Below are 23,487 nucleotides of genomic sequence, written 5' to 3'. Positions count from 1 at the left end.
ACAGGGCCAGCCGGAGTCTAGTAAAGTTCGTTTTCTGAACGGTCCCGGTTTTCAGTGCCAAAGGCAATGTTAGTCTTCGGCGTTCTGTTGGTCCGTCAGTGGGGCCTGCAGGCCCAACTGACGGACGTATTCGGCAGGCGGCACTTCACCGAGAGCCCTGTGAGGCCGACTCTCGTTGTATTCGACCCGCCATCGCTCAATCTGCTCCCTGGCGTCGGCCAGCGATGTGAACCAGTGCACGTTCAGGCATTCATCGCGTAGCGTGCCGTTGGACGACTCCACGAATGCGTTATCCGTTGGCTTGCCGGGCCGGCTGAAGGCAATCTCGACCTTGTGATGGTAAGCCCACAGGTCCATCACCTGACTCGTAAATTCCGAGCCGTTGTCACAAAACAGCGTGCGGGGCGCTCCGCGTTTGCTCCTCAGTTCATCCAGTGCACGCACGACATCTGTAGCGCTCAGTCGCTGGCCAACATCGATGGCTAGTGCTTCGCGCGTAAAGACGTCGATGATGGTCAGCGCGCGGAACCTCTGGCCGTTCGAAAGCTGGTCGGCGACGAAGTCCAAACCCCACGCCTGATTTGCCGCCGTCGACTTTGCACGTGCCGGGTGGCTCATCCGTGCACGTCGCTTGCGATTTGGTCTGTAGCACAGCGACAGCCCTTCTTCACGATACAAACGGTACAGCCGACTCTTGCTGACCTGATAGCCCTCGGTCAGCATCGCCTTGTCCAACGTCAGCTCCGCGACCACCTTCTTCAGTTGGGCGTTCTCGTCTTGAAGCTGCTTGGGCTGCCGCACCTGGTCCGTCTGCAAACCGGCATATACCTTCTTCCAGCGATAGAAGGTTTGCATCCGAAATGCCCAAGTGACGAATCAGTTCCGCTACCGGCATGCCTGCTTCGGCCTGTTTCAACACCGCCACAATCCGCTCGACACTGAAGCGCTTGCGTTTCATCGTACGGCTCCTTGCATACTGAAAAAGTCCGCCGAAAACTCGCTTACATCAGGGCACTGTTTACTGGGGGTCGCTCACCGTCGAAGACGGGTTTGTCGGTTGGTTTGAGTGCTTTGGCTTGTTTGTCGGTTAGCATCGGTTTCCTGGCCCATCACGTAGCCCATCGAGGATCACTGGATAGGGCTGGAAATTGGACGAATTGATGATGCAAGCTATTGATTTGTTGGTGAATAATTGGATTTCAATGGATGTTCCTGGACGATAATTTGGCAGACATGACCGAATCCGTTTCCACGCCTCGCCCCCGTTCCCGTTCCACCCGTTCGTCGGCCCGTTCCCGCCAGCGCTCGGCCGCTGCCGCAGGCAGCACGTCCGCCCGGGCGACGGCACGATCCGGCAGTGCGCCGGCCGGCGACGTGCCGCGGGACGAACGGACGCTCGACCTGTTCGGCGATCCGGTGCTCGAGCCGGGCGAGCGCATGCCGGTTGCGGCGCGCGATGACGCGATCGGGGAAGCCGATGCGGCCGGTGCCGACGACGGGCGACAGGCCACGCTGGACGGGTTCATCGCGCCGGAGCCCGAGATTGCGGCCGGACACGCGGCAGCCGAAGGCGCGGCGCAGCCGGAAGGCGGGGGCGCGGCCGAGAGTATGTCGACACCTGAAGGCGGTTTGGCTGCGAACGTCGACGGTCCATCCGCCGATGGCGGCGCCATGAAGTCAGCCGATTTGCCTGCCGCCGACGGTGTTACGACGACGGCCGAGGTCTTTGCGGCCGACGGCGCCGGGAAGGCGGCGGCCACGCTGCAAGCGGCCGATGGCGCCGCGGCGAAGGCAGCCGAATCGCCAGCGGCAGAGGCTGAAGTTGCGAAGCCGGCGGCCGAGGTTGTGGCCGTCAAATCCCGCGAGGGGAAATTTTCCGGCGAGGCCGTGAAGGAGCGCCGCCCATCGTCGGGCGGCAAGCGCCGGGCGGCTGCCGGTACGAGCGAAACGGCGGCGAAACAATCCGCGCCGGCTGCGACGCGCGTCGACGCGGCGCCGGAGGCGGCTGAAGCGAACCGCTCGCCGGACATCGCCACCGCGCCTGTCGCGTCACCGATGCCGGTAGAGGCTGCCGAGCCGGCAATCATCACGAATTCGGCGACGGCCAAGGAGGCTGCCGCGCAGCCCGACGTTCCGCAGCCGCCCGTCACGCAGCCGGTGGCCTCCGTTGCGTCCTTCGTCATGAAGCCGTCGTCGGAGCGCGCGCACCCGGCCGCGCCGGCCTTCGATCCGGATACGCACCTGCGCCCGCTGACCGACCGGCTCGCCGTGCTGCAGTCCGACGTGGACGGCGTGACCCGCGCGGCCGATCGCGAGATGCGTCGCGTCAACCGTCTGCTGCTGGCACTGGCCGTCGTCGTGTTGGCGGGACTCGTCGCGCTGGTGATGCAGACGCGGCAGATCGCGCACCTGAAGCAGGACGCGGCCGCGAAGCAGCAGCGGATCGATCGACTCGCGGCCGACCTGTCGACGCAGCAGGCGACGCTGATGACGCTCGAGGAACACCACGAAGCGCTCCTGTCGCAAGTCGACCGGCTGCAGCGCACGGCGAACCGCGAGGCGGCGGTTGCCAAGCGAACCCGTCGAACGCGTTAATTACTCCGACCCTATCCTGCGGCCCTTACGGGGCAAGGATTACCGTTTCGCGCCGACGATCCGCTGTCGCGCGCGTGCGGCAAACTGATGCGGCCCGCTGGCAGAGTTCAGGGAAAACCCTTAGAATGGAGTCAATCTAAGGGAAAACCCTAGCCATCTGTCAGGAGTCTCAAATGAGCTTCATCTTCGCCCTGCTGCAAAAGATCGACGACCTGTTCGTGTCCCCGCACCTGCCGCTCGACGCCGAATATTCGTATGCCGCGCGTCGCGCCGAAGCCGAGCGCGTGCGTCGTGCGCACCTCGTACCGATCGTCCTGTATCGTCGCTGATTCGCTGATTCGCTGATTCGCTGATTCGGCGCGGCGTCCGCCGCACCTGTCCGCCCGTTTTCCACCGCCGCATCGCGCGCCGGTGCGACTGTCCCGCTACACTGGAAGTCCGATTCCGTTCACGGCGACCGGGCCATGCTGCAGATGCGGCCGATGACGGCCGGCGAATTCCACGCGTACCGCACGCGCGCCATCGACGGCTACGCGCGCGATCTCGTGTCCTCCGGACAAAATGCTGTCGAAGATGCGGCCGAGCGTGCGCGCGCCTGCTTCGATACGCTGCTGCCGGACGGCCTGCTGACCGCCGGCCAGACCCTCGTCATGCTCATCGACGGCGCCAGCGGCGACGCGGTGGGCGACCTCTGGTACGCGATCGTCCCCGAAGGGCCGAACCGCACGCTGTTCATCTACGACCTCGACATCGTCCCGTCCCGGCGCCGCCAGGGCTGGGCCACGCGCGCGCTCGATGCGCTCGATGCCGAGGCGCGCCGGTATGGTGTCACCGAGATCGGGTTGTCGGTGTTCAATCACAACGCGGCGGCGCGTGCGCTGTATCGTGCGTGCGGCTTCGCGCCGATCACCACGACGTTGATCAAGCCGGTCGTGTCGGACTGAATCCGCCGACCGGCCCGTCCTGCCGATCCGGGGCGCCGCAGCCGGCATATGCCGGCTACCCTCCCGACCCTTCCGGCTGGACGATCGCCGAACGGCCATTCTGCCGTCCGGCCATCGCCCCCCGCACGCATCAGCGTGCGCGGCCTTTCCATCTCCGCAGCAGCAATGCGTTGGTCACGACGCTGACGCTGGAGAACGCCATCGCCGCGCCCGCGATCACCGGGTTCAGCCAGCCGAGCGCCGCCAGCGGCACGCCGACCAGGTTGTAGACGAACGCCCAGAACAGGTTCTGCTGGATCTTCCGGTACGTGCGTTTCGAGATGTCGATCGCGTCGGCGACGAGCGCCGGATCGCCGCGCATCAGCGTGATGCCGGCCGTGTGCATCGCGACGTCCGTGCCGGTCGCCATCGCAATGCCGACATCGGCCGCGGCGAGCGCGGGCGCATCGTTGATCCCGTCGCCGACCATCGCGACGATGCCGTCGTGCGTGCGCTTCAGTTCGGCGACGACGCGTGCCTTGTCGTCGGGCAGCACCTGCGCATGCACTTCGCCGATGCCGAGCGCCGCCGCGACGGCCGCCGCGCTGCCGCGGTTGTCGCCGGTCACGAGGACGCTCGCGACGCCGCGCGCCGACAGCGCCGCGATCGCGTCGCGGGCGCCCGGCTTCACGGTGTCGCCGAATGCGATCAGCGCGAGCAGTGCGCGCGGCGCATCGGCACGCATCAGCCACGAGATCGTGTTGCCTGCGCGTTCGAGTTCGGCCGCGCGCGCGCCGAGCTCGGGCGGCACCGCGATGCCGAGTTCGTCGCGCCAGCGCGTGCTGCCGAGCGCGAGCCGCTGCCCGCCGACGCGCGCTTCCACGCCGCGTCCGGCCACCGCGCGGGCATCGGTCGCGACGGCCGGCGGCGTCGTGTCGCCGCGCGCGGCAACGCCCGCATCGTGTGCGGCGACCACGGCACGCGCGAGCGGGTGATCGCTCTGGCGCTGCACCGCCGCCGCGAGCGCGAGCGCTTCGTCGCGCGGCACGCCGACGGCGTCGAACGCCGTCACGGACGGCTTGCCTTCGGTCAGCGTGCCGGTCTTGTCGAAGGCGATCACGGTCGTGCGCTGCGCGAGTTCGAGCGCCTGCGCGTCCTTGATCAGCACGCCGTGCCGGGCCGCGACGCCCGTGCCGGCCATGATCGCGGCGGGCGTCGCGAGGCCGAGCGCGCACGGGCAGGCGATCACGAGCACCGCGACCGCGTTGAGGATCGCGGTTTCCGTCCCGGCGCCGGCGATCAGCCAGCCGACCAGCGTCAGCACGGCGATGCCGAGGATCGCCGGCACGAACACTTCGCTGACGCGATCGACGAGCCGCTGGATCGGCGCCTTCTCGGCCTGCGCGGATTCGACGAGGCGGATGATGCGGGCAAGCGTCGTTTCCGCGCCGATCGCGGTGGTTGCGACGACGAGCGCGCCTTCGCCATTGATCGAGCCGGCCGTGACGGGGTCGCCGTCGTCCTTCGGCACGGGCAGGCTTTCGCCGGTGATCAGCGATTCGTCGATGTGCGAGCGGCCCGACACGATCCGGCCGTCGACGGGCACGCGCTCGCCCGGCCGGATGCTGACCTGCGTGCCGACGCGCACCTGCGCCAGCGGCACGTCGCGTTCGACGCCGTGCTCGACGACGCGCGCACGGTCGGGCCGCAGCGCGTTCAGCGCGCGGATCGCCTCGGTGGTCTGGCGCTTCGCGCGCGATTCGAGCCATTTGCCGAAGCGCACGAGCGTGACGATCACGGCCGATGCCTCGAAATACAGGTGGCCGGGATGCGCGGGATCGCGCAGCAGCATCCACAGGCTCAAGCCATAGGCGGCCGACGTGCCGAGCGCGACGAGCAGGTCCATGTTGCCGGTGCGCGCCTTCACCGCGTGCCAGGCCGCGCGGTAGAAGCGCGCGCCGAAGCCGAACTGGACGAGCGATGCGAGCACGAGCTGGAGCCAGCCCGGCAACATCAGATCGATGCCGAACGGCGCGACGAGCATCGGCGCGATGAGCGGCGCGCTCAGCACGGCGGACCCGATCACGAGGTTGCGTTCGCGGATGGCTTCGCGGCGCTTGCGTGCATCGGCATCCTGCGCGGGGCGGGCCGGTGGCGCGTCGGCGCCGGCCGACGGCGCGGCGACGAGCGATGCCTGGTAGCCGGCCGTGGTGACCGCCGCGATCAGCGTGGCAGCGTCGAGTGCGCCGGCGCCGTGCACCGATGCGCGCTCGGTCGCGAGATTGACGGACGCGCGTGCGACGCCCGGGACGGCGGCCAGCGCCTTTTCGACGCGGCCGGCGCAGGACGCGCAGGTCATGCCGCCGATCTCGAGTTCGAGGTCGGCGGAGGCGGGCGAGGCTGTGGCCGGCGCGGCGGCGGCGACCGGCGTCGCGCCATAGCCGGCCTGCTTCACGGCGTCCGCCAGTTGCGATGCCGAAACGCCCGCCGCCGCGTCGACGGTGGCACGTTCGGTCGCGAGGTTGACCGACGCGCGCGTGACGCCCGGCACGTTGGCCAGCGCCTTTTCGACGCGCGACACGCACGACGCGCAGGTCATCCCGTCGATATCGAGTTCGATGCTGGCAGGCGTGGCGGGGGCGGCGCTCGGAATGGCGATATCGGGCGCCGTCGGCGTCGCGCCATAACCGGCCTGCTTCACGGCATCCGCCAGTTGCGACGCGGAGACGCCCGCCGCTGCGTCGACGGTGGCACGTTCGGTCGCGAGGTTGACCGACGCGCGCGTGACGCCCGGCACGTTGGCCAGTGCCTTTTCGACGCGCGACACGCACGACGCGCAGGTCATCCCGTCGATATCGAGTTCGATCGTGGCCGCCGGGGCACGCGCCGTCGCGGCCGCGGACGGCGTGTCGTCATGCAACCCGTGAGCCGCGTGCGTCGTCGCGCCGGCTTCGAGCGCCGCGTCGCGCACCGCCGCGCGGTAGCCGGCCTCGCCGATTGCGTCGACGAGCCGGCCCGGCTCGACCGTGTCCTGCGCGGTCACCGTCGCCGTGTGCGTGTCGAGATCGACTACCGCATCGACGACGCCCGGCACGGCGGCCAGCGCGCGCTGCACGCGGCCCGTGCAGCCGCCGCAATGCATGCCGTCGACGCTCAGTTCGATCGTTTGCAGCGCCGCGGAGGCAAGTGGTTCAGTCATGTCGGATTCCCCAGAAACGCGGTTCGTGCCGCGAATGATTCCAGTATCAACATTCCCATGATGGCAAGGTCAAGCGTCTGCGACGGTCTCATCCATCATTTGAATGGGGGTTGGATCACTCCGAGCCAGCGCCGCCCTTGCCGATCGCGCTCGAACTACCGCCCGCCCCGTTATTCGGCATATTGGGGGATGCCCTTAGGCGCTATGATACCGGCCTGACATCAGCGCCCACCGTTGCGAAACGTTGCAAAACGGCATCCGGGCAGGCTGGGGTGCCTTGCATTCGCCGTTCGCGAGACGAACAAGGCGTTGACTCAAAAGAACGATATTCGGCCAGTAATCGATGATTGAAAACCTGCAGGAATCAGTTTCGCTGCGGCGCGCGTGCGCGTCGCTGGCCATGGCGGTGGTGCTCGCGGGGTGCGCGTCGCAACCGGACGCGATCCAGCGGAAAACCGGCTGGATGCGCGCCGAAGTCGCCGACTCCTATGTCTATGCGTATCCGCTCGTGCTGATGGACGTCGCGAAGGAAGCGGCGACGGGCGGTGACGGCGCGCAACCGGGGCAGGCGCCGCTCAACACGCTGCGCCACGCACAGGCGCTGCCGCCCGTCGGCGCGGTCAATCCGCCGCTGCCGGGCGTCGACACGCTCGATTCGACCGGCTGGCTCGACGTCGCCGCCGAACCCGTGATCGTCACGCTGCCCGATACCCGCGGCCGCTACTGGGACGCGCGCGCACTGGACATGTGGACGAACGTGTTGTGGTCGTCGTCGAGCGTCGCGGCGCGGGGTGCCCGCGGCGGCGCGCGGGCGCAAACGATTGCCTTCGCCGCGAAGGACTGGCAGGGCACGCTGCCGAAGGGCGCGCTGCGGGTCGACGTGCCGTCCGCCAGCGCATGGCTCGAAGTGCGGCTGCAGACGAGCGGCGGGCGCGACCTGACGAACGTGAAGAAACTGCAGCGCGCGATTCGCGTGGTGCCGCTGTCTGTTTACACGGGTGCCGCGCGCGGCGCGTCGGTCGCGGTCCATGCGGGCAGTGCGCCGGCCGAAGCGGTGAGCGGCGGCACGCCGGCCGAGCAGGTGGCCGCGCTCGACCCGAAGGCGTTCTTCACGCGCTTCGCGCAGGCGCTGCAGGACAACCCGGCGCCGGCCGACGACGCGCATGCGCAAGAACTCCTCGGGGACATCGGCGTGACGGCCGGCTATCCGGTGCTGTGGACGGGCGACCGCCTCACGGCCGCGACGGCCGGCGTGGCCGAGGCGCGCGCGCGGCTCGTGACGCCGCCGTCGAACCTGCTGAACGCGAACGGCTGGAGCTGGATCGGCGACACGGCTGGCAAGTACGGCCAGGACTACGCGCTGCGCGCCTATGCGGCCTACACGCAGTTCGGCACCGCGACGCGCGACGACGAGACGCTCGCGGTCGTCCGCGTCGACAGCGACGGCCATGCGCTGAACGGCGCGAACCGCTACGTGCTGCATTTCGCGCCGGGTGCGCTGCCGCCGGTGCGCGCATTCTGGACGCTCACGCCCTATACGACGAGCGGCGCGCTGCCCGACGTCGGGTCGGCGCGCCGCTCGCTCGGCGATCGCGACCGGCTGCGCCGCAACCACGACGGCTCGATCGACATCGTCGTATCGGCGTCGCCGGGCGCCGCGCATGCGGGCAACTGGCTGCCGGCGCCGCGCACCGATTTCGCGCTCGCGTTGCGCCTGTACGCACCGAAGCCGCAGGCAAGCGACGGTACGTGGATGCCGCCCGTCGTCGTCCGGAAATGAACGGTTGACCACCGCGGTTGTCCGACCCGCGGGCGCGGCGGCCGCATCCGACCCTCGTACCGTCACTACCTGAGCCTATACTTTCGGGATAGCGTGCGCGGCCGCCCGGTTGTCCGGCGCGGCCCGGCATCCATTCCCGAGGCATTCAAGCATGGCAAGCGCAGACAAAGAAACCGTACCCTCGACCCTCCATGCCCTCGGTGGCATTGCACGCTCGCGCCGGACCCGGCGTATCGGCATCGGCGTGCTGATCTTCCTCGTATTGTTCGGACTGCTCGGGTTCTTCGCGGCGCCGCCGCTGATCCGCCACGTCGCCGAACAGCAACTGAGCAAGCAGCTCGACCGGCCGGCCACGATCCGGCGCATCGCACTGAACCCGTACACGCTGAACCTCGAGGCCGACGGCATCCACCTCGGCGAGCGCGGCGGCCAGGGCGACTTCATCGACATCGGCAAGCTCGTCGTGAGGCCGTCGTGGTCGTCGCTGTTCCGCGGCGCGCCGATCGTCAACGAAATCCGGCTTGATTCGCCGCGCTTTCACGTCGTCCGCTACGACGCGCAGCGCTTCAACTTCACCGACCTGATCGAGAAGTTCTCCTCCGGGCCGTCGCCGAAGCCCGACAGCAAGCCGACGCAGTTTTCGGTGTCGAACATCCAGGTCAACGACGGCCGGATCGACTTCGACGACCGCCTGCTGAATGAGAAGCACGTGGTCGACAACTGGACGCTCGGGATCCCGTACATCGCGACGCTGGCCTCGAAGACCGACATCTTCGTCGAGCCGAAGCTGCGCGCGCGCTTCGACGGCAGCCCGATCTCGATCGACGGCAAGACCAAGCCGTTCGCGCAGTCGCGCGAATCGGAGGTCGCGCTGAAGTTCGATCGCCTCGACGTGCCGAAGCTGATCTCGTACGTGCCGGCGAAGCTGCCGGTGGCCGTGACGAGCGGCCTGCTGAGCAGCAACCTCACGGTCAATTTCGTGATGAGCGGCGAGACGCCCGCGCTGCGCGTGTCGGGCACCGTCGACCTGAACGACGCGAAGGTGACGGACCTCGCGTCCGCGCCGCTGTTCGCCGCGCGCGGCGTCCATGTCGCGGCGGCCAGCCTCGAGCCGCTTCGCAACGCGATGCACTTCGACGAGATCAGGATCGACCAGCCGGTGGTCGACCTGTCGCGCGACAAGCAGGGTGTGCTGAACGTCGAGAAGCTCGCCGCGCAGCCGGCCGCCGCGCCGAAGGCCGAAGCCGGCAAGCCGGCCGCGTCGGGCGCTGCCGCCGCTTCCGGTGCCGCGGTCGCCGCGGCCAGCGGCGCGAAGGCCGACACCGCCGCCGCCGCCGCGAAGGAAGCGCCGCCGCTCGACCTGACGATCCGTCATTTCGCGATCGACGGCGGCACGGTCAACGTCGACGACCGCGTGCCGGCGACGCCGACCGCGATCTCGCTGACGAAGCTCGCCGCGACGCTCGACGGCTTCTCGCTGCTGGGCAAGACGCCCGCGAAATACACGGTGTCGACGTCGCTGTCGCGCGGTGGCGACCTGACGGCCGAAGGCGCGTTCAGTCTCGCGGCGAAGCAGGCCGACACGAAGCTGACGGTCGCCGCGCTCGCGCTGCCGGCGCTGCAGCCGTACCTCGGCGAGGCGACGCGCGCGCGCGTGCTCGACGGCACGCTCGGCGCGACCGTCAACGCGAAGACCGACTGGGGCAAGACGCCGCTCGCGGCGGAAGTCGCCGACAGCTCGGTCAGCCTGAAAACGCTGAAGATTGCCGCACCCGACAACAAGGCGGCCGCGATCGTGCTGCCCGACGCGAGCGCGAAGATCGCGAAGGTCGACGTTGCCGCGCGCACCGTGGAGATCGCGAGCGTCGACGCGAGCGGGCTGGCACTCGACGTGAAGCGCCTGAAGGACGGCAAGATCGACCTCGCGGCGCTGGCCGAACCCGCGCAGGCGGCCGTGCCGAAGCGCACGGTCGCGCGCAAGGCCGCGGCCGCCGCGCCGACGTGGCACTACCGGATCGACGCGCTGAACGTGAAGGATGCGTCCGCGAACTTCACCGACCTGTCGACGCCGCGCCCGGTGAAGCTGGCGATCAAGCCGCTGGAGCTGTCGGTGCAGAAGCTGAGCGACGACATGACGAAACCGCTGCCCGTGCAGCTGAAGGCGACGCTGAACCGCAAGGGTTCGCTGAACGTGACGGGCGACGTGACCGCGCAGCCGCTCAAGCTCGGCCTGAAGATCAACGGCAACCGGCTGGATGCGGCCGCGTTCGAGCCGTACTTCGGCAGCGCGCTGAACGCGACGATCGCGAGCGCGCTGCTCAACGCGCAGGGCAACCTGACGTTCGCGCAGGTGAAGGACACGCCGCGCGCGACCTATCGCGGCGACGTCGCGCTGGTCGACGTGCGGATGCTCGACAAGGCGACGTCCGACCCGTTCGCGGGCTGGCGCTCGCTCGCGCTGTCGAACCTGAAGGCGAACTACGACGAGAAGGGCACCGATGTCGACGCCGCGCGCGTGACGTTCTCGAACTTCTACGGCCGCGTGCTGCTCGATGCGCAGGGGCGGCTGAACCTGAAGGACGTGGTCGCGAAGGAGACGGGCCCGGCGCAGTCGCTCACGCGCGACGCGAGCAAGGGCGAACCGGTGCCGCTGTCGCCGGGCGTGACGCCGCCCGCCGCCGCGCAGGCCGCATCGGCTGCCGCCGCCCGGCAGGCGTCCGCGCCGGCGGCTGCGTCGGCGACGGTGGTCGTGAAGGCCGCACCGCAACCGCAGAATCCGGTGCGGATGCACTTCGGCCAGCTCGTGCTGCAGGACGGCCGCGTGACCTACACGGACAACTTCATCAAGCCGAACTACACGGCGAACCTCGTCGCGATCAAGGGCACGGTCGGCGCGTTCGGCACGGATTCGACGACGTCCGCGCCGGTCGACGTGGCCGCGAACCTCGCGGGCAACGGCCCGATCTCGATCAAGGGGTCGGTGAACCCGCTGATCGAGAAGCCGGCGCTCGACCTGACGGCCACCGCGCACGACATCGAGCTGACCAACCTGACGCCGTACTCGGCGAAATACGCCGGTTATCCGATCACGAAGGGCAAGCTCAACGTCGACCTGCATTACCAGCTCGCGAACGACCAGCTGTCGGCGAACAACCACATCTTCATCGACCAGCTGACGTTCGGCGACCGCGTCGAGAACGACACCGCGACGAAGCTGCCGGTGAAGCTCGCGATTTCGCTGCTGAAGAACACGCGCGGCCAGATCGACGTGAACCTGCCGGTGTCGGGGTCGCTGTCGAATCCGGAATTCAGCGTCGGCGGGCTGATCTGGCACGCGGTGCTGAACCTGATCGCGAAGGCCGTCACGTCGCCGTTCACGCTGCTCGCGAACGCGTTCGGCGGCGGCGGCGAGGATCTCGGTTACGTCGAGTTCGCGCCGGGTTCGTACGAGCTGACCGACGCGCAGCAGAAGAAGCTCGACACCGTCGTGAAGATGCTGACCGAGAAGTCGTCGATCCGGCTCGACCTGATCGGCCGCGTCGATCCCGCGCAGGACACGCCGGGGCTGCGCGACGCGTACGTCGAGCGTCTGGTGCGCCAGCAGAAGCTGAAGGACGTGGTCGGCCAGGGCGAGAGCATCGATCCGATGTCGGTGAAGGTCGACAAGGCCGAATACTCGAAGTACCTGACGCGCGCGTACAAGGCCGCCGACTTCAAGAAGCCGCGCAACCTGGTCGGGCTGCAGAAGACGCTGCCCGATGCGGACATGAGGCAGGCGCTGGCCGATCACGCGCCGGCCGACGACAACGCGCTGCGTGCGCTCGCGCAGCAGCGCGCGCAGGCCGTGCGCCAGTACCTCGACGGGAAGATCGACTCGAGCCGCGTGTTCGTCGTCGCGCCGAAGCTCGACGCGAAGGGCATCTCGGACAAGGGCGCGACGACCCGCGTCGACTTCGGGCTGCAGTAAGCCTTGCCGCGATCAGCCGCCGCGCCCGCACCGGTCGGGCGCGGCGGCTTTTTTTGTCAGCGCGCGGCGATCGCCGGTTCGCGCTTGTCCAGTTCCTTCCTCGCGGCCAGCGGCAGACGCGCGTCGTCCCACTGCGTCAGCCATTCGACTTCCTTCGCGGTGAACACCTGTCCGTAGTTGCGCAACGCGTACTGCAGCGCGTCGACGACGTGGTGGCGAATGATTTCGGGGGTGCGTGCATCGTCCAGCACGAACCGGAGAGCTTCCAGGGTCGACATACTCGTGCTCCGGGTCAGGGAAAACCCTTTATCACACACCAATAGTCGCGGGCCAAGCCGAAAAAAAATCCGGCCGCACGGGTCGGCGCACGCAAGGGCCGCGTATTGCGACCGATTCTTGTCATTTGCGATTGGTTACGTTTGACAGAGAACAGAAAGCCTCGCTTCATGCGACCGCCGCACGATCCGGCGATATTTTGCGCGCCGGATGGCAAGTCGTGCAGTTCAAACGTCAATCGATGAGGTGGGGTGATGATTTCCAGGTTCGTCAAGCAACGAAACATGGCGGTGATGGTGGCGGGCGCGCTGACGCTCGCAAGCGCGGGCGCGCATGCGGCGCAGCAGGACGGCGACAGCCAGGGCGAGGGCAACGGCCATGCGGGCCGCGTCGTGAAGCACGTGCTGCTGCTGAGCGTCGACGGTCTGCACGAGCAGGATCTCGCGCGCTGCATCGGCGCGAATACGTGCCCGAACATCGCGGTGCTCGCGAAGAGCGGCGTGACGTACGCGAACGCCTATACGCCGGGCCTGTCGGATTCGTTCCCGGGCCTCGCGGCGCTCGTGACGGGCGGCTCGCCGAAGACGGCCGGCCTGTTCTACGACGTGTCGTATGACCGCAACCTGTATGCGCCGGGCGATACGACATGCTCGGGTAAACAGGGCTGGAACGTCGTGTTCGACGAAACGACCGGCATCGACGCGATCGACGGCGGCAAGCTCGTGCACCTTGACGGCGGCGGCGCGTTCAACCCGCAGGCGATTCCGCACGCGCGCGTGAACGGCCGGTGCGTGCCCGTTTATCCGCACAACTACGTGAAGACCAACACGGTGTTCGAAGCCGTGAAGGCCGGCGTGCCGAACGCGCGCACCGCGTGGGCCGACAAGCATGCGTGGGGCTACGACTGGCTGAACGGCCCGTCGGGCACCGGCGTCGACGACCTGATGCGCACCGAGATCAACTCGATCGACCCGGCGACGAACACCGACTACACGGATGTCTACTCGCACACCGCGCGCTTCGACAACCTGCACGTGCAGGCGCTGGTCAACCAGATCGAAGGCCGCGACTCGACCGGCACGAAGAGCGCGCCGGTGCCGACGCTGTTCGGCGCGAACTTCCAGACGCTCAGCGTCGCGCAGAAGTCGCCGGTCGCGAAGGGCGGCGGCTATCTCGATGCCGACTTCACGCCGAACGGGCAGGTCGCGAACGCGATCACGTACGTCGACAACGCGATCGGCCGTATCGTCGCGACGCTGAAGCAGGCCAACCTGTACACGTCGACGGCCGTGATCGTCACGTCGAAGCACGGCCAGTCGCCTTCCGATCACGCGAAGCTCGTGAAGAACGGCGACACGCTGACGAAGCTGCTCGAAACGAACAACTACCTCGACCCGAACGGCAACTTCGGCCAGAACAGCACGGCGACGGGCAACCTGAACGACGGTTCCGGCCTGGTCGGCACGGGCTTCGTGCAGACCGACGACGTCGGCCTGATCTGGCTGCGTGACCGCAGCCAGCGCACGGCCGTGGTCGAGACGCTGAAGGCGAACCTGGGTTGCAACGCGCCGGGGATCTGCGCGGACGGTGCGCAGGCGTCCATCCTGTACGGCGCGGCGCTGGCCGATCGCTTCGGCGATCCGGCCAACGGCCGCACGCCGGACATCATCGTCCAGCCGAATCCGGGCGTGATCTACACGTCGAGCACGAAGAAGGACGAGGAGCACGGCGGCAACGCGCCGGACGACAGCCACCTCGGCCTGCTCGTGTCGTATCCGGGCGTCCATCGCGCGCGCACCGTGAACGATCTCGTGGGCACGAAGCAGGTCGCGCCGACGATCCTCGCGCTGCTCGGCGCCGACCCGCGCCTGCTGCATGCGGTCGTGGCCGAGAACACGCGCGTGCTGCCGGGGCTCGGTATCGGGCGTTGACGCGGCAGGCCGGATGCCGCCGCCGGGCGGCGTCCGGTGCAGGGCGCGCGCGGCCGGCGGCGGCGCGCGCCGTTCGTTTTCAGGGCGGCGTGGGGCGACCCTACGCGCGCCCGGCTTCGTCCAGCATCCAGTCCCTGAACCGTCTCAACGCATCGCTCGTGTCGAGGCGCTCCGGCGCGTAACACAGGTAATGCCCCTGCGCGTCGACGTCGACCGGTGCGTCGAACGGCTCGACCAGCGTGCCCGCCGCGAGATTGTCGAGAATCAGGAAACGCGGCACGAGGGCCATCCCGAGCCCGGCCTGCGCGGCCTGGATCAGCACCGAATACTGCTCGAAGCGCGGGCCGGCCAGTGCGTTCATCTGCGACGCGCGATGACGCTCCGCCCACGCGGACCACGCGATTTCGGCCTGTTCGTGCACGAGGCGCGGTGCGGCGACCGCATCGGCGGGCGTATGCAGCGCATGCCGGGCGGCGAATTCGCGCGAGCAGACGGGCACGAAGGTGCGCCCGCCCAGGTAGTCGCTGCGCACCCCTTCCCATCCGCCGTCGCCATAGCGGATCGCCGCGTCGAGTCCGAACGGGAACACGTCGCCGGGCGCGAGATGGCGGCGAAAGCTCAGCGTGACGCCCGGCGCGGCGGCGAGAAAGCGCGTGAGGCGCGGCAGCAGCCACTTGGTCGTGAACGTCGGCACGCTCGCGATCGTCAGCAGGTCGCTGTTCTCGCGCGCGCTCAGCAGCTCGATCGACGCGTTGCCGATTTCGCGCAACGGCCCGACGACGCGTGCGTGATACACCTGGCCCGCCCGTGTGAGCGCGAGGCCGCGCCCCTCGCGCACGAACAGCTTCACGCCGAACAGCGCTTCGAGGTTCGCGATCTGCCGGCTGACCGCGCTCGGCGTCAGGCCCAGTTCGCGGGCCGCGTAGGAGAAGTTCAGGTACTTCGCGGACGCGGCGAATGCGTGCAGCTCCGCCACGTTCGGATACAGGTGCTTCATGGCGGGCTGTTCCGTCCTTGCACAGGTCGATGCGCGCTTTTTACGTTTTTTTCATGACGATGCCATGTCGAAACCGCACACTGCGCCGGCTTCGACAACGCAAGCCGGCCTCGCCCGGCGGGCGTCGCACGAAGTTTTCCCCGATCGTCAGCGAGTGTGCTCATGCATCCGTCAACCACCCCGGCATTGGCCGACGGTGTTCCGATTCGTCGTAACAGAACAGCGCATCCGCGTGTCGGCCGCCTGCTGCTGCAGGCGCTGCTCGCGGTGTTCGCGCTCTACCTGCTGCTGCCGATCGCGTTGCTGCTGATCGGCTCGGTGGGCGCATCGTGGACGAACACGTTGCTGCCCTCGGGTGTCACCGGGCACTGGTTTGCCGACCTGGCCGCGAACCGGAGCTTCACCCGCGCGTTCGGCGTGAGCTTCATGGTGGCGCTGGCGTGCTGCGCGCTCAACGCGGTGATCGGCCTGCCGCTCGCGTACGCGCTGCATCATCGCGCGCAGGCCGGCGGCGGGTTCGCGACGCGCGTCGTGATGCTGATGCCGGTCGCCGTGCCGGCGCTGACGCTCGGTTTCGGCTACATCGCGATCTTCAGCGGCGACACGCTGCCGTGGCTCGGCACGCTGCCGCTGATGATCGCGGCGCACGCGGTGCTGACGTTGCCGTATCTGCTGCAGACGCTGCTCGGCGACCTGCGCCACCTCGGCCTCGCGCGGCTCGAGGCTTGCGCGGCGACGCTCGGCGCGCCGCCGTTGCGCCAGTTCGTCACGATCGTGCTGCCGAACCTGCGGCACAGCCTGTTTTCCGGCCTCGTGATGGTGGCGGCGCTGTCGATCGGCGAATTCCAGATCTCGAACCTGATCGCCGGCTTTCGCTACCGGAATTATCCGATCGTGCTGCTGCAGGCGTTCTACGGCGCGACCGGGATGGCATGCGCGGCCACCGTCGTGCTGCTCGTGCTCGCGGTGCTCGCGACGCTCGTGTCCGTCGGCACCGTGCAACGTCTGAAGTGAGTCATCCATGAGTCTCGAATTCGAACACGTCAGTTTCCAGTATCCGGGCGCCCGCCATGGCGTCGACGACGTCACGTTGTCCGCCGCGCAGGGCGAACTGCTCGCGGTGATGGGGCGCAGCGGCTCCGGCAAATCCACGCTGCTGAGGCTCGCGGCCGGGCTGCTCGACGGCTGGCGCGGCCGCATCGCGATCGGCGGCGCCGACGTGGCCGGCGTGCCCGTGTGGCGTCGCGAAGTGGGGATGGTGTTCCAGCATTACGCGCTGTTCCCGAACCTGTCGGTCGTCGACAACGTCGCGTACGGGCTGCGCATGCGCGGCGTGGCGGCCGACCTGCGGCGCCGGCGCGCGCTCGACATGCTCGAGCGGGTCGGGCTGGCGGCCCATGCGACGCGCGGCGTCGCGATGCTGTCCGGCGGCCAGCAGCAGCGCGTCGCGCTCGCGCGGGCGCTCGTGATCGAGCCGAAGCTGTTGCTGCTCGACGAGCCGCTGGCGGCGCTCGATGCCGGCATCCGCCACCAACTGCGCGACGAGATCCGCGCGCTACAGCGCGCATGCGGCGCGACGACGCTGTTCGTCACGCACGACCAGGACGAAGCGCTGAGCATGGCCGACCGCGTCGCGATCGTCGACGGCGGCCGCGTGCTCCAGGCCGGCACGCCGCGCGACCTGTACGAACGCCCGGCCACCGCGCAGGTCGCGCGCTTCGTCGGGCATTCGACGCTGCTGCGCGGGCAGGTGCGCGCGCACGGCGAGATCGACGTGCGTTTCGCGACCCTGCGTGCGGAAACGGGTGCGCATCGGCCGGGCGACGCGATCGCGGTGCTCGTGCGGCCCGAGCACGTGCAGGCCGATCCGCCGGCGCACAGCACGAATCGCATCGAAGGCCGCCGCGGCGACGTGCGGTACTTCGGCGCGACGCAGCGCTACGACTTCATTCCGGACGGCTCGGCCGACGTGCTGCTGTGCGAAGGGCGCGAGCCGGCCGTGCGCAGCATCGCGCTCGACCCGCGCCATCTGCTCGTGCTGCCGGCAGCGCCGGACGCGCACTGATTCCTTTCGTTTAACGGAGATTCACGATGCTTGCAGGTTCCCCTCTTGTGAAAGCCATGCGCGCCCGCGTGCTGGCGCTGTGTGCGCTCGCGGCGCTCTCTTGCGCGGCGGCGCAGGCCGCGCCGCTGTACCCGGGCGAAGACGCGCTGTACGCGAAGGCGGCCGACGAAGGGCTCGTCGTGTCGTTCGACACCGGCCCCGAATGGGCGAACTGGAAGGCGCTGTTCGCCGAATTCCGCAAGCGCTATCCGAAGGTCGAGATCACGTACAACGACATCGGCTCGGCCGCGACCGTCGTCGCGCTCGACAAGTCGCGCCGCCGCCCGCAGGCCGACACCGCGTACTACTTCGCGGCGTCGGCGCTCGATGCGGCCGGCAAGGATGTCGTCGCGCCGTTCCGGCCGGTCAATTTCGACAAGCTGCCGGGCGTGTTCCGCGCGACCGACGGCCGCTGGTTCGCCGTGCATTCGCTGAACATCGCGTTTCTCGTCAACCGGAAGCTCGTCAAGAACGTGCCGCAGCGCTGGTCCGACCTGCTGAAGCCCGAGTACCGCAACGCGGTGGTCTATCTCGATCCGCGCTCCACGGGGCAGGGCCAGGTCGCGGTGTTCGCGGCCGCGTATGCGAACGGCGGCAGCGTCGAGAACCCGAAGCCGGGCGCGGACTTCTTCGGCAAGCTGAAGCAGGCCGGCAACGTGCTGCGCGTCGAGGGCACGACGCCGTACGCGAAGTTCGTGAAGGGCGAGATCCCGATCCTGATCGGCTACGAGAACGACGGACTCAAGGCGAAGTACGCGGACGGCATGGGCGACGCGGCCGACATCGTGATTCCGCAGGACGGCAGCGTGTCGGCGCCCTATGCGATGAGTCTCGTGAAGAACGGCCCGAATCCGTCGGCCGCGCAGCTCTGGCTCAACCTGGTGATGAGCGACGTCGGGCAGGCGCTGTTCGCGCAAGGCTACGTGCGCCCGGCGGTGCCCGGCACGCCGGTCGCACCGGAGGTCGCGGCGAAGCTGCCGAACGCGCCGCAGGTGCGCCCGCTCGACGTCGCGAAGGCGGCGGCGCGCAAGGCCGAGGTCGACCAGCTCTGGTCGCAGGCCACGCTCGGCCAGTAAGGGGCACGGAATGCAGGCCTCCTTACCGGCGCGCGGCGTGCTGCGCCGCTTCGGCGCGCTGCCCGCCGCGGCCTTGCTCGCGGTGTGCTTCGTGCTGCCGCTGGCCGCGCTGGTCGGCGCCGCGTTCGACGGCGGCGGCCGTGCGTTCGCGGCGGTGTGGCGCGATCCGCTCGTCGCCGACGCGATCGCGCGCTCGCTCGCGCTGGCGATGAGCGCCGGCACGCTGTCGGTCGGCGTCGGCGTGCCGGTCGCGTTCGCGCTGGCCGGGCAGTCGCCGGCCCGCCGCCATTGGTCGCTCGCGCTGCTCGGCATGCCGCTCGCGTTCTCCGGGCTGGTGATCGCGTACGGCTTCATCCTCGCGTTCGGCCGCGCGGGCTTCGTGACCACGCTGCTGGCCGCGCTGGGGGCCGATCCGACCGTGGTCGGCGGCGCGATCTACACGATGCCGGGGCTCGCGTTCGCCTACGCGTACTACCTGATTCCGCGCGTCGCGCTGATGATCTACCCGGCGCTCGCGAATCTCGACCGGCGGCCGCTCGACGCCGCGCTGACGCTCGGCGCGCGGCCGTGGCGCGCGTGGCTCGACGTCGCGTGGCGCGAGCTGTGGCCGTCCGTCGCGTCCGCCTGGTGCCTCGTCACCGCGATCGCGCTCGGCACCTACGGCACGGCGATCGCGCTGGCCGGCACGCAGATCAACATCCTGCCGCTGCTGATGTATCTGAAGCTGTCGGACGGGCAAACCGATTTTTCGCAGGCAGCCGTGCTGTCGATCGTGCTGACGGCGATCTGTACCTGCGTTCTGGCACTGGGAGAAGGCCTTGTTCGCCAACGACGTCATTGAATGCGCGTGGTCCGAACCGGCGCGCGACGCGCTCGCGCGGCTGGCGCAGCGGCAACGCGGCGCGCACCGGCACCGGATGCCGGCGGGCCTGATCGGCCCGCGCGACGCGACCGACGAGCAGATGCGCGTCGCGGAACGGATCGCGCACGCGGTGGCGTCGACGGGCGTGGCGCTCGTCGGCGGCGGCAAGCAGGGCGTGATGGAGGCCGCCGCGCGCGGCGCGCATGCGGCGGGCGGCTGCGCGATCGGGCTGTTGCCCGAGGACGATGCGACGCTGGCGAATCCCTACCTGAGCGTCGCGCTGCCGACCGGGCTCGGCATCACGCGCAATGCGCTGGTCGCGCGTGCGTCGCTGTGCCTGATCGCAGTCGGCGGCGGGCTCGGCACGCTGTCCGAAATCGCGCTCGGGTTGCAGTGGGGCAAGCCGGTATTCACGATCTGCGGTGCGCCGCAGGTAGCGGGCGTCGAGTGCTTCGACGAAGCGGACGCGCTCGTCGCGCGCGTCGCGCAGTGGCTGGCGGATTCGGCGTAGCGCCGATGGGGCGCCGGGCACGGGCTTGAAATGACGGGCGCCACCCGTCATATTGGCTGCGCATCACCCGTTCAACGACGCACCGAGAGGATCGTTCATGCGCCTTCTGCTTGCCCTGCTGCTGCCGTGGTTCCAGTTTTTCACGATCGGCCGCCCGATCGCCGGGATCATCTGCCTGGTCCTGCAAATCACGATCATCGGCTGGCTGCCGGCCGCGATCTGGTCGGTGTATGCGTTGAGCCAGTACAAGACCGACCGCAAGATCGACGCGGCGTTGCGCGAGCGGCGGTGACGCGGGCATCGCCGTCCGTTACCGCGGCGGCGGGCCGTCCAGTTCCTCGGCTCGCGCGAACAGCCAGTCGACGAACGTGCGCAGCGCCGGATCGCCGTCGTTGCGATACAGGCAATGAAACGGCGGCCCTTCCAGGTGCACTTCCGGAAACAGGGCAACCAGCCGGCCGCTCGCGAGCGCGTCGCGCACCACGGCGCGTGGCGCGAGGCACACGCCGAGCCCGCTCGCGGCCGCCTGGATCAACAGGAAGAACTCGCGATAGAACGGCCCGCGCAGCGTTTCGGTGACGTCCGTGCCGGCCTGGTGGAACCAGTATTGCCACGCTTGCGGCAGCCCGGCGTAGTGGAGCAGCGGCGCGTTGCGCAGGTCCGCCGGCACGCACGCCCGTTCGAGCACCGGATGGCCGGGCGCACACACGGGGAGCGCGACGTTCGCGAGCAGCGGGCGCGACACGAAGCCCTTGCGGCGGAGCTCCGGCGTGTACCGGCGGATCACGATGTCGCACGTTTCGTCGATCTGGTCGCGCTCGGCATCGGCGTTCGTGACGAGTTGTACGTCGATATCGGGATGCGCGGCCTGGAACGCGGCCAGTTGCGTCAGCAACCATCCATGCGCGAACGACACCGAGGCATTGACCCGGATCGCATGGCCGCCGACGGGCTCGAACATCTGCCCGGTCGCCTGCGCGAGCCGGCCGAGGCAGCTCGCGACGTCGACGAGGTAATGCCGCGCGCGCGGCGTGAGCCGCAGCGAACGCCCGTCGCGTTCGAACAGCTTCTGTCCGAAGAACGATTCGAGCACGCGGATCTGCTGCGCGATCGCGCTCTGGGTCACGTTCAGTTCCTCGGCGGCGAGGGTGAGGCTCTGCAGGCGGCCGGCGGCTTCGAAGCTGCGCAGCGCGTTCAGGGGCGGCAATCGGCGCATCGTGAGATCGCGAAGAAAAGCTACACAGTGAGTCTGAAAATGTCGTTTGTCGCGGCTGTGGCGCGTCCCTAAGATGACGCCGACAGGAGAAAACCGCGATGACGATCATAGCGCCCCCCGATTGCCGATCAACAGGAATTCGCCGCCGCCTTCTCGACCGCCGCACGGCGCGGCGCGCGATGCGCCGCGTGGCGGCGGTGCCGCCGGTGCGCGGTCGCGGTGTGCTGGCGCTCGCCTGCGCCGGGCTGCTGGCGATGCTGGCCGGGTGCGCGGCGAAGCCGCAAAACGAACGTCAGATCGGCAGCGGCGGATCGCTGGTGCGCTACAGCGCCAGCCAGACCGAAGTCGACCTGACGGACAGCGAACAGCAGACGCTGCGCATGATGAGCGATCGTTGTTATGCGGGGGCGACGCAGGCGCGCACGCTCGACGCGGCGGCGGCCGTGCTGCGCGCGCAGGGTTATGCGCCGGTGACGGTCGACCGCGATATGGGGCTGATCGAAGGCGGCCGCAGCGACACGCTGGTTCCGAAGTGGCGGCAACTGCTGCGCGGCGCGCTGAAGGCGAGGATCGGCGGCTTGCCGGCCAAACCGGATCACGAGCGCGTGGCCGCCGTCGTCGCGGTTCGCGTGACGCCGGCGCGCGACGCGATCGTGCGCGCGCGTTTCGACCGCACGGTATGGGACAGCAACGGCGATTCGCGGATGAAGACCGTCGTCGAGCCCGATTACTACCGGGCCTTCTTCAGCGCGATGGACAAGGCGATGTGCACGACGTCGTGCGAGCGGTGACCGGCTCGAAGCCGCGACCGCCAACGACAACGAAAAAACGGCCGCCCCGACCGTCGTTCGACCGGGGCGGCCGCCTGGCTTACTTCACGGCGAACAGCGTCAGGTTCATGAAGATCTTGAACGCATAACCGAGCGTGACGGCGCCGATCACGCCGCCCGCCCACAGCACGACGAACCACATCCAGCCGCGCATCCGCGGCCGTGGCGCCTCGGGCGGGCGATCGGCGGAATCAGTGGTGGTAGTAATGCTGGTCTTCATGGCGCACCTTGCCTCGGAATACCCAGTAACCCATCGTCGTGTAGGCGATGATGATCGGGAGGATAACCGCTGCGCCGACCAGCGTGAAGGTCTGGCTCGAACGCGGCGCCGCCGCTTCCCAGATCGTCATCGTCTGAGGAATCGCATACGGGAACAGCGTGACGAGCAGGCCGACATAGCCGAGCAGCACCAGCGCCAGCGCGAGCACGAACGGCGTCATGTCGTGCCGGTCGCGTACCGCGCGGCGCATCCACACCGCGCACCCGGCGACCAGGAACGGCACCGGCAGCAGGCGCCAGAACAGCCCCGAGTCGAACCAGCGCTGCGCGATGGCCGGATCCTGCAGCGGCGTCCACAGGCTGACGACCGCGATGAAGCCGAGCAGCACGACGGTCAGCGGCCACACGACGCGATGCAGGCGGCGCTGCAGGTCGCCTTCGGTCTTCGCGACGAGCCAGCAGCAGCCGAGCAGCGCATAGGTGACGATCAGGCCGAGGCCCGTCAGCAGGCTGAACGGCGTGAGCCAGTCGAACGCGTCGCCGGCGAACACGCCGTCCTTCACGTTGATGCCCTGCAGGAACGCGCCGAGCGCGATGCCCTGGAACAGCGTCGCGCCGGCCGAGCCGCCGATGAACGCGAGATCCCACAGCTGCTTCGTGCGGCGCGCCTTCGCGCGGATCTCGAACGACACGCCGCGAAAGATCAGACACACCAGCATGAAGATCAGCGGCAGGTACAGCGCGGACAACACGGTCGAATAGACGATCGGGAACACCGCGAACAGCCCCGCGCCGCCGAGCACGAGCCACGTCTCGTTGCCGTCCCATACGGGGGCGACCGTGTTCATCATCAGGTCGCGTTCCTTCTCGTCCGGGAAGAACGGGAAGACGATGCCGATGCCGAGGTCGAAGCCGTCGAGCACGACGTACATGAAGAGCCCCAATGCGATGATCGCGGCCCAGATTACGGTGACGTCCATAGATTTTCTCGTATGCGGATG

At 68.8% G+C, this 23,487-nt stretch carries 19 protein-coding genes and 1 pseudogene; 13 read left to right on the top strand and 7 right to left on the bottom strand.

The genetic code is table 11. The annotated features are described in order from the left end of the window. Window positions 1-69: 69 nt before the first annotated feature. Window positions 70-958: pseudogene (locus tag AC1VVG_RS19330) on the bottom strand (IS3 family transposase). A gap of 275 nt (window positions 959-1,233) precedes the next feature. On the opposite strand from AC1VVG_RS19330, the gene AC1VVG_RS19325 reads away from it, so the two are divergent. The 3 genes from AC1VVG_RS19325 to AC1VVG_RS19315 all read left to right on the top strand — a co-directional run bounded on the left by AC1VVG_RS19325 (window position 1,234) and on the right by AC1VVG_RS19315 (window position 3,539). Then, on the top strand, window positions 1,234-2,595 hold the full coding sequence (locus AC1VVG_RS19325; protein WP_482837187.1) for a flagellar hook-length control protein FliK: 1,362 nt from the start codon (window positions 1,234-1,236) through the stop codon (window positions 2,593-2,595). A gap of 173 nt (window positions 2,596-2,768) precedes the next feature. After that, the gene (locus tag AC1VVG_RS19320; RefSeq protein ID WP_167361908.1) at window positions 2,769-2,924 is read left to right on the top strand and encodes a hypothetical protein; all 156 of its coding nucleotides are present in this window, start codon (window positions 2,769-2,771) and stop codon (window positions 2,922-2,924) included. 135 nt (window positions 2,925-3,059) lie between these two features. Then, complete coding sequence (locus tag AC1VVG_RS19315; RefSeq protein WP_482836041.1) at window positions 3,060-3,539, top strand: GNAT family N-acetyltransferase; 480 nt, start codon at window positions 3,060-3,062, stop codon at window positions 3,537-3,539. A gap of 130 nt (window positions 3,540-3,669) precedes the next feature. Here AC1VVG_RS19315 and AC1VVG_RS19310 read toward each other — a convergent pair whose 3' ends face one another. Continuing rightward, the gene (locus AC1VVG_RS19310; protein WP_482836040.1) at window positions 3,670-6,717 is read right to left on the bottom strand and encodes a heavy metal translocating P-type ATPase; all 3,048 of its coding nucleotides are present in this window, start codon (window positions 6,715-6,717) and stop codon (window positions 3,670-3,672) included. A 343-nt stretch (window positions 6,718-7,060) separates the two neighbouring features. On the opposite strand from AC1VVG_RS19310, the gene AC1VVG_RS19305 reads away from it, so the two are divergent. Together AC1VVG_RS19305 and AC1VVG_RS19300 are read left to right on the top strand one after the other, a co-directional pair. Next, window positions 7,061-8,497, top strand: a complete 1,437-nt coding sequence (locus AC1VVG_RS19305) for a DUF1254 domain-containing protein (RefSeq protein ID WP_482836039.1) — start codon at window positions 7,061-7,063, stop codon at window positions 8,495-8,497. Between the two features lie 151 nt (window positions 8,498-8,648). Further along, window positions 8,649-12,464, top strand: coding sequence for a DUF748 domain-containing protein (locus AC1VVG_RS19300; protein WP_482836038.1), 3,816 nt, complete (start codon window positions 8,649-8,651; stop codon window positions 12,462-12,464). Between the two features lie 56 nt (window positions 12,465-12,520). Here the strand turns inward: AC1VVG_RS19300 and AC1VVG_RS19295 are convergent, their stop codons facing one another. Further along, window positions 12,521-12,742, bottom strand: a complete 222-nt coding sequence (locus AC1VVG_RS19295; protein ID WP_034187681.1) for a hypothetical protein — start codon at window positions 12,740-12,742, stop codon at window positions 12,521-12,523. A gap of 252 nt (window positions 12,743-12,994) precedes the next feature. On the opposite strand from AC1VVG_RS19295, the gene AC1VVG_RS19290 reads away from it, so the two are divergent. Further along, window positions 12,995-14,671: an alkaline phosphatase family protein gene (locus tag AC1VVG_RS19290; RefSeq protein WP_482836037.1), complete on the top strand. Its 1,677-nt coding sequence runs from the start codon at window positions 12,995-12,997 to the stop codon at window positions 14,669-14,671. Window positions 14,672-14,771: 100 nt separating this feature from the next. Here AC1VVG_RS19290 and AC1VVG_RS19285 read toward each other — a convergent pair whose 3' ends face one another. After that, a complete protein-coding gene (locus AC1VVG_RS19285; RefSeq protein WP_034187683.1) occupies window positions 14,772-15,668 on the bottom strand; it encodes a LysR substrate-binding domain-containing protein in 897 nt (298 codons plus the stop codon). A 162-nt stretch (window positions 15,669-15,830) separates the two neighbouring features. Here AC1VVG_RS19285 and AC1VVG_RS19280 point away from each other — a divergent pair, with 162 nt between their 5' ends. The 6 genes from AC1VVG_RS19280 to AC1VVG_RS19255 all read left to right on the top strand — a co-directional run bounded on the left by AC1VVG_RS19280 (window position 15,831) and on the right by AC1VVG_RS19255 (window position 20,513). Further along, window positions 15,831-16,682 (top strand): ABC transporter permease, encoded by an 852-nt coding sequence (locus tag AC1VVG_RS19280; protein WP_482836036.1) that lies wholly within the window; start codon window positions 15,831-15,833, stop codon window positions 16,680-16,682. 7 nt (window positions 16,683-16,689) lie between these two features. Beyond that, the gene (locus AC1VVG_RS19275) at window positions 16,690-17,733 is read left to right on the top strand and encodes an ABC transporter ATP-binding protein (protein ID WP_034187685.1); all 1,044 of its coding nucleotides are present in this window, start codon (window positions 16,690-16,692) and stop codon (window positions 17,731-17,733) included. Window positions 17,734-17,759: 26 nt separating this feature from the next. Then, window positions 17,760-18,848, top strand: a complete 1,089-nt coding sequence (locus AC1VVG_RS19270; RefSeq protein ID WP_034187686.1) for an extracellular solute-binding protein — start codon at window positions 17,760-17,762, stop codon at window positions 18,846-18,848. 10 nt (window positions 18,849-18,858) lie between these two features. Further along, window positions 18,859-19,689: an ABC transporter permease gene (locus AC1VVG_RS19265; RefSeq protein ID WP_482836035.1), complete on the top strand. Its 831-nt coding sequence runs from the start codon at window positions 18,859-18,861 to the stop codon at window positions 19,687-19,689. A gap of 76 nt (window positions 19,690-19,765) precedes the next feature. After that, window positions 19,766-20,221 (top strand): TIGR00725 family protein, encoded by a 456-nt coding sequence (locus AC1VVG_RS19260; RefSeq protein WP_124608557.1) that lies wholly within the window; start codon window positions 19,766-19,768, stop codon window positions 20,219-20,221. Between the two features lie 97 nt (window positions 20,222-20,318). After that, window positions 20,319-20,513: a YqaE/Pmp3 family membrane protein gene (locus AC1VVG_RS19255; RefSeq protein ID WP_034187689.1), complete on the top strand. Its 195-nt coding sequence runs from the start codon at window positions 20,319-20,321 to the stop codon at window positions 20,511-20,513. An 18-nt stretch (window positions 20,514-20,531) separates the two neighbouring features. Here AC1VVG_RS19255 and AC1VVG_RS19250 read toward each other — a convergent pair whose 3' ends face one another. Then, a complete protein-coding gene (locus tag AC1VVG_RS19250) occupies window positions 20,532-21,437 on the bottom strand; it encodes a LysR substrate-binding domain-containing protein (protein WP_482836034.1) in 906 nt (301 codons plus the stop codon). Window positions 21,438-21,535: 98 nt separating this feature from the next. Here AC1VVG_RS19250 and AC1VVG_RS19245 point away from each other — a divergent pair, with 98 nt between their 5' ends. Next, window positions 21,536-22,228, top strand: coding sequence for a hypothetical protein (locus AC1VVG_RS19245; RefSeq protein ID WP_482836033.1), 693 nt, complete (start codon window positions 21,536-21,538; stop codon window positions 22,226-22,228). Window positions 22,229-22,307: 79 nt separating this feature from the next. On the opposite strand, the gene AC1VVG_RS19240 is transcribed toward AC1VVG_RS19245, so the two are convergent. Next, on the bottom strand, window positions 22,308-22,487 hold the full coding sequence (locus tag AC1VVG_RS19240) for a hypothetical protein (protein WP_034187692.1): 180 nt from the start codon (window positions 22,485-22,487) through the stop codon (window positions 22,308-22,310). Beyond that, window positions 22,459-23,466, bottom strand: a complete 1,008-nt coding sequence (gene cydB / locus AC1VVG_RS19235) for a cytochrome d ubiquinol oxidase subunit II (RefSeq protein WP_034187693.1) — start codon at window positions 23,464-23,466, stop codon at window positions 22,459-22,461. Before cydB ends, AC1VVG_RS19240 begins: the two co-directional genes overlap by 29 nt. Window positions 23,467-23,487 lie beyond the last annotated feature (21 nt).

This window comes from Burkholderia sp. L-4, from assembly GCF_056856535.1.
The sequence above is the reverse complement of the archived record's forward strand: the minus strand, read 5'-3'. Positions and strand labels throughout refer to the sequence as shown.

Coding starts and splice junctions, on each gene's coding strand:
- AC1VVG_RS19250 (WP_482836034.1), bottom strand. CDS start 21,437: ATGCGCCGATTGCCGCCCCTGAACGCGCTGCGCAGCTTCGAAGCCGCC.
- AC1VVG_RS19295 (WP_034187681.1), bottom strand. CDS start 12,742: ATGTCGACCCTGGAAGCTCTCCGGTTCGTGCTGGACGATGCACGCACC.
- AC1VVG_RS19255 (WP_034187689.1), top strand. CDS start 20,319: ATGCGCCTTCTGCTTGCCCTGCTGCTGCCGTGGTTCCAGTTTTTCACG.
- AC1VVG_RS19260 (WP_124608557.1), top strand. CDS start 19,766: ATGCCGGCGGGCCTGATCGGCCCGCGCGACGCGACCGACGAGCAGATG.
- AC1VVG_RS19245 (WP_482836033.1), top strand. CDS start 21,536: ATGACGATCATAGCGCCCCCCGATTGCCGATCAACAGGAATTCGCCGC.
- AC1VVG_RS19310 (WP_482836040.1), bottom strand. CDS start 6,717: ATGACTGAACCACTTGCCTCCGCGGCGCTGCAAACGATCGAACTGAGC.
- AC1VVG_RS19305 (WP_482836039.1), top strand. CDS start 7,061: ATGATTGAAAACCTGCAGGAATCAGTTTCGCTGCGGCGCGCGTGCGCG.
- AC1VVG_RS19280 (WP_482836036.1), top strand. CDS start 15,831: ATGCATCCGTCAACCACCCCGGCATTGGCCGACGGTGTTCCGATTCGT.
- AC1VVG_RS19325 (WP_482837187.1), top strand. CDS start 1,234: ATGACCGAATCCGTTTCCACGCCTCGCCCCCGTTCCCGTTCCACCCGT.
- AC1VVG_RS19300 (WP_482836038.1), top strand. CDS start 8,649: ATGGCAAGCGCAGACAAAGAAACCGTACCCTCGACCCTCCATGCCCTC.
- AC1VVG_RS19315 (WP_482836041.1), top strand. CDS start 3,060: ATGCTGCAGATGCGGCCGATGACGGCCGGCGAATTCCACGCGTACCGC.
- AC1VVG_RS19265 (WP_482836035.1), top strand. CDS start 18,859: ATGCAGGCCTCCTTACCGGCGCGCGGCGTGCTGCGCCGCTTCGGCGCG.
- cydB (WP_034187693.1), bottom strand. CDS start 23,466: ATGGACGTCACCGTAATCTGGGCCGCGATCATCGCATTGGGGCTCTTC.
- AC1VVG_RS19275 (WP_034187685.1), top strand. CDS start 16,690: ATGAGTCTCGAATTCGAACACGTCAGTTTCCAGTATCCGGGCGCCCGC.
- AC1VVG_RS19240 (WP_034187692.1), bottom strand. CDS start 22,487: ATGAAGACCAGCATTACTACCACCACTGATTCCGCCGATCGCCCGCCC.
- AC1VVG_RS19285 (WP_034187683.1), bottom strand. CDS start 15,668: ATGAAGCACCTGTATCCGAACGTGGCGGAGCTGCACGCATTCGCCGCG.
- AC1VVG_RS19270 (WP_034187686.1), top strand. CDS start 17,760: ATGCTTGCAGGTTCCCCTCTTGTGAAAGCCATGCGCGCCCGCGTGCTG.
- AC1VVG_RS19290 (WP_482836037.1), top strand. CDS start 12,995: ATGATTTCCAGGTTCGTCAAGCAACGAAACATGGCGGTGATGGTGGCG.
- AC1VVG_RS19320 (WP_167361908.1), top strand. CDS start 2,769: ATGAGCTTCATCTTCGCCCTGCTGCAAAAGATCGACGACCTGTTCGTG.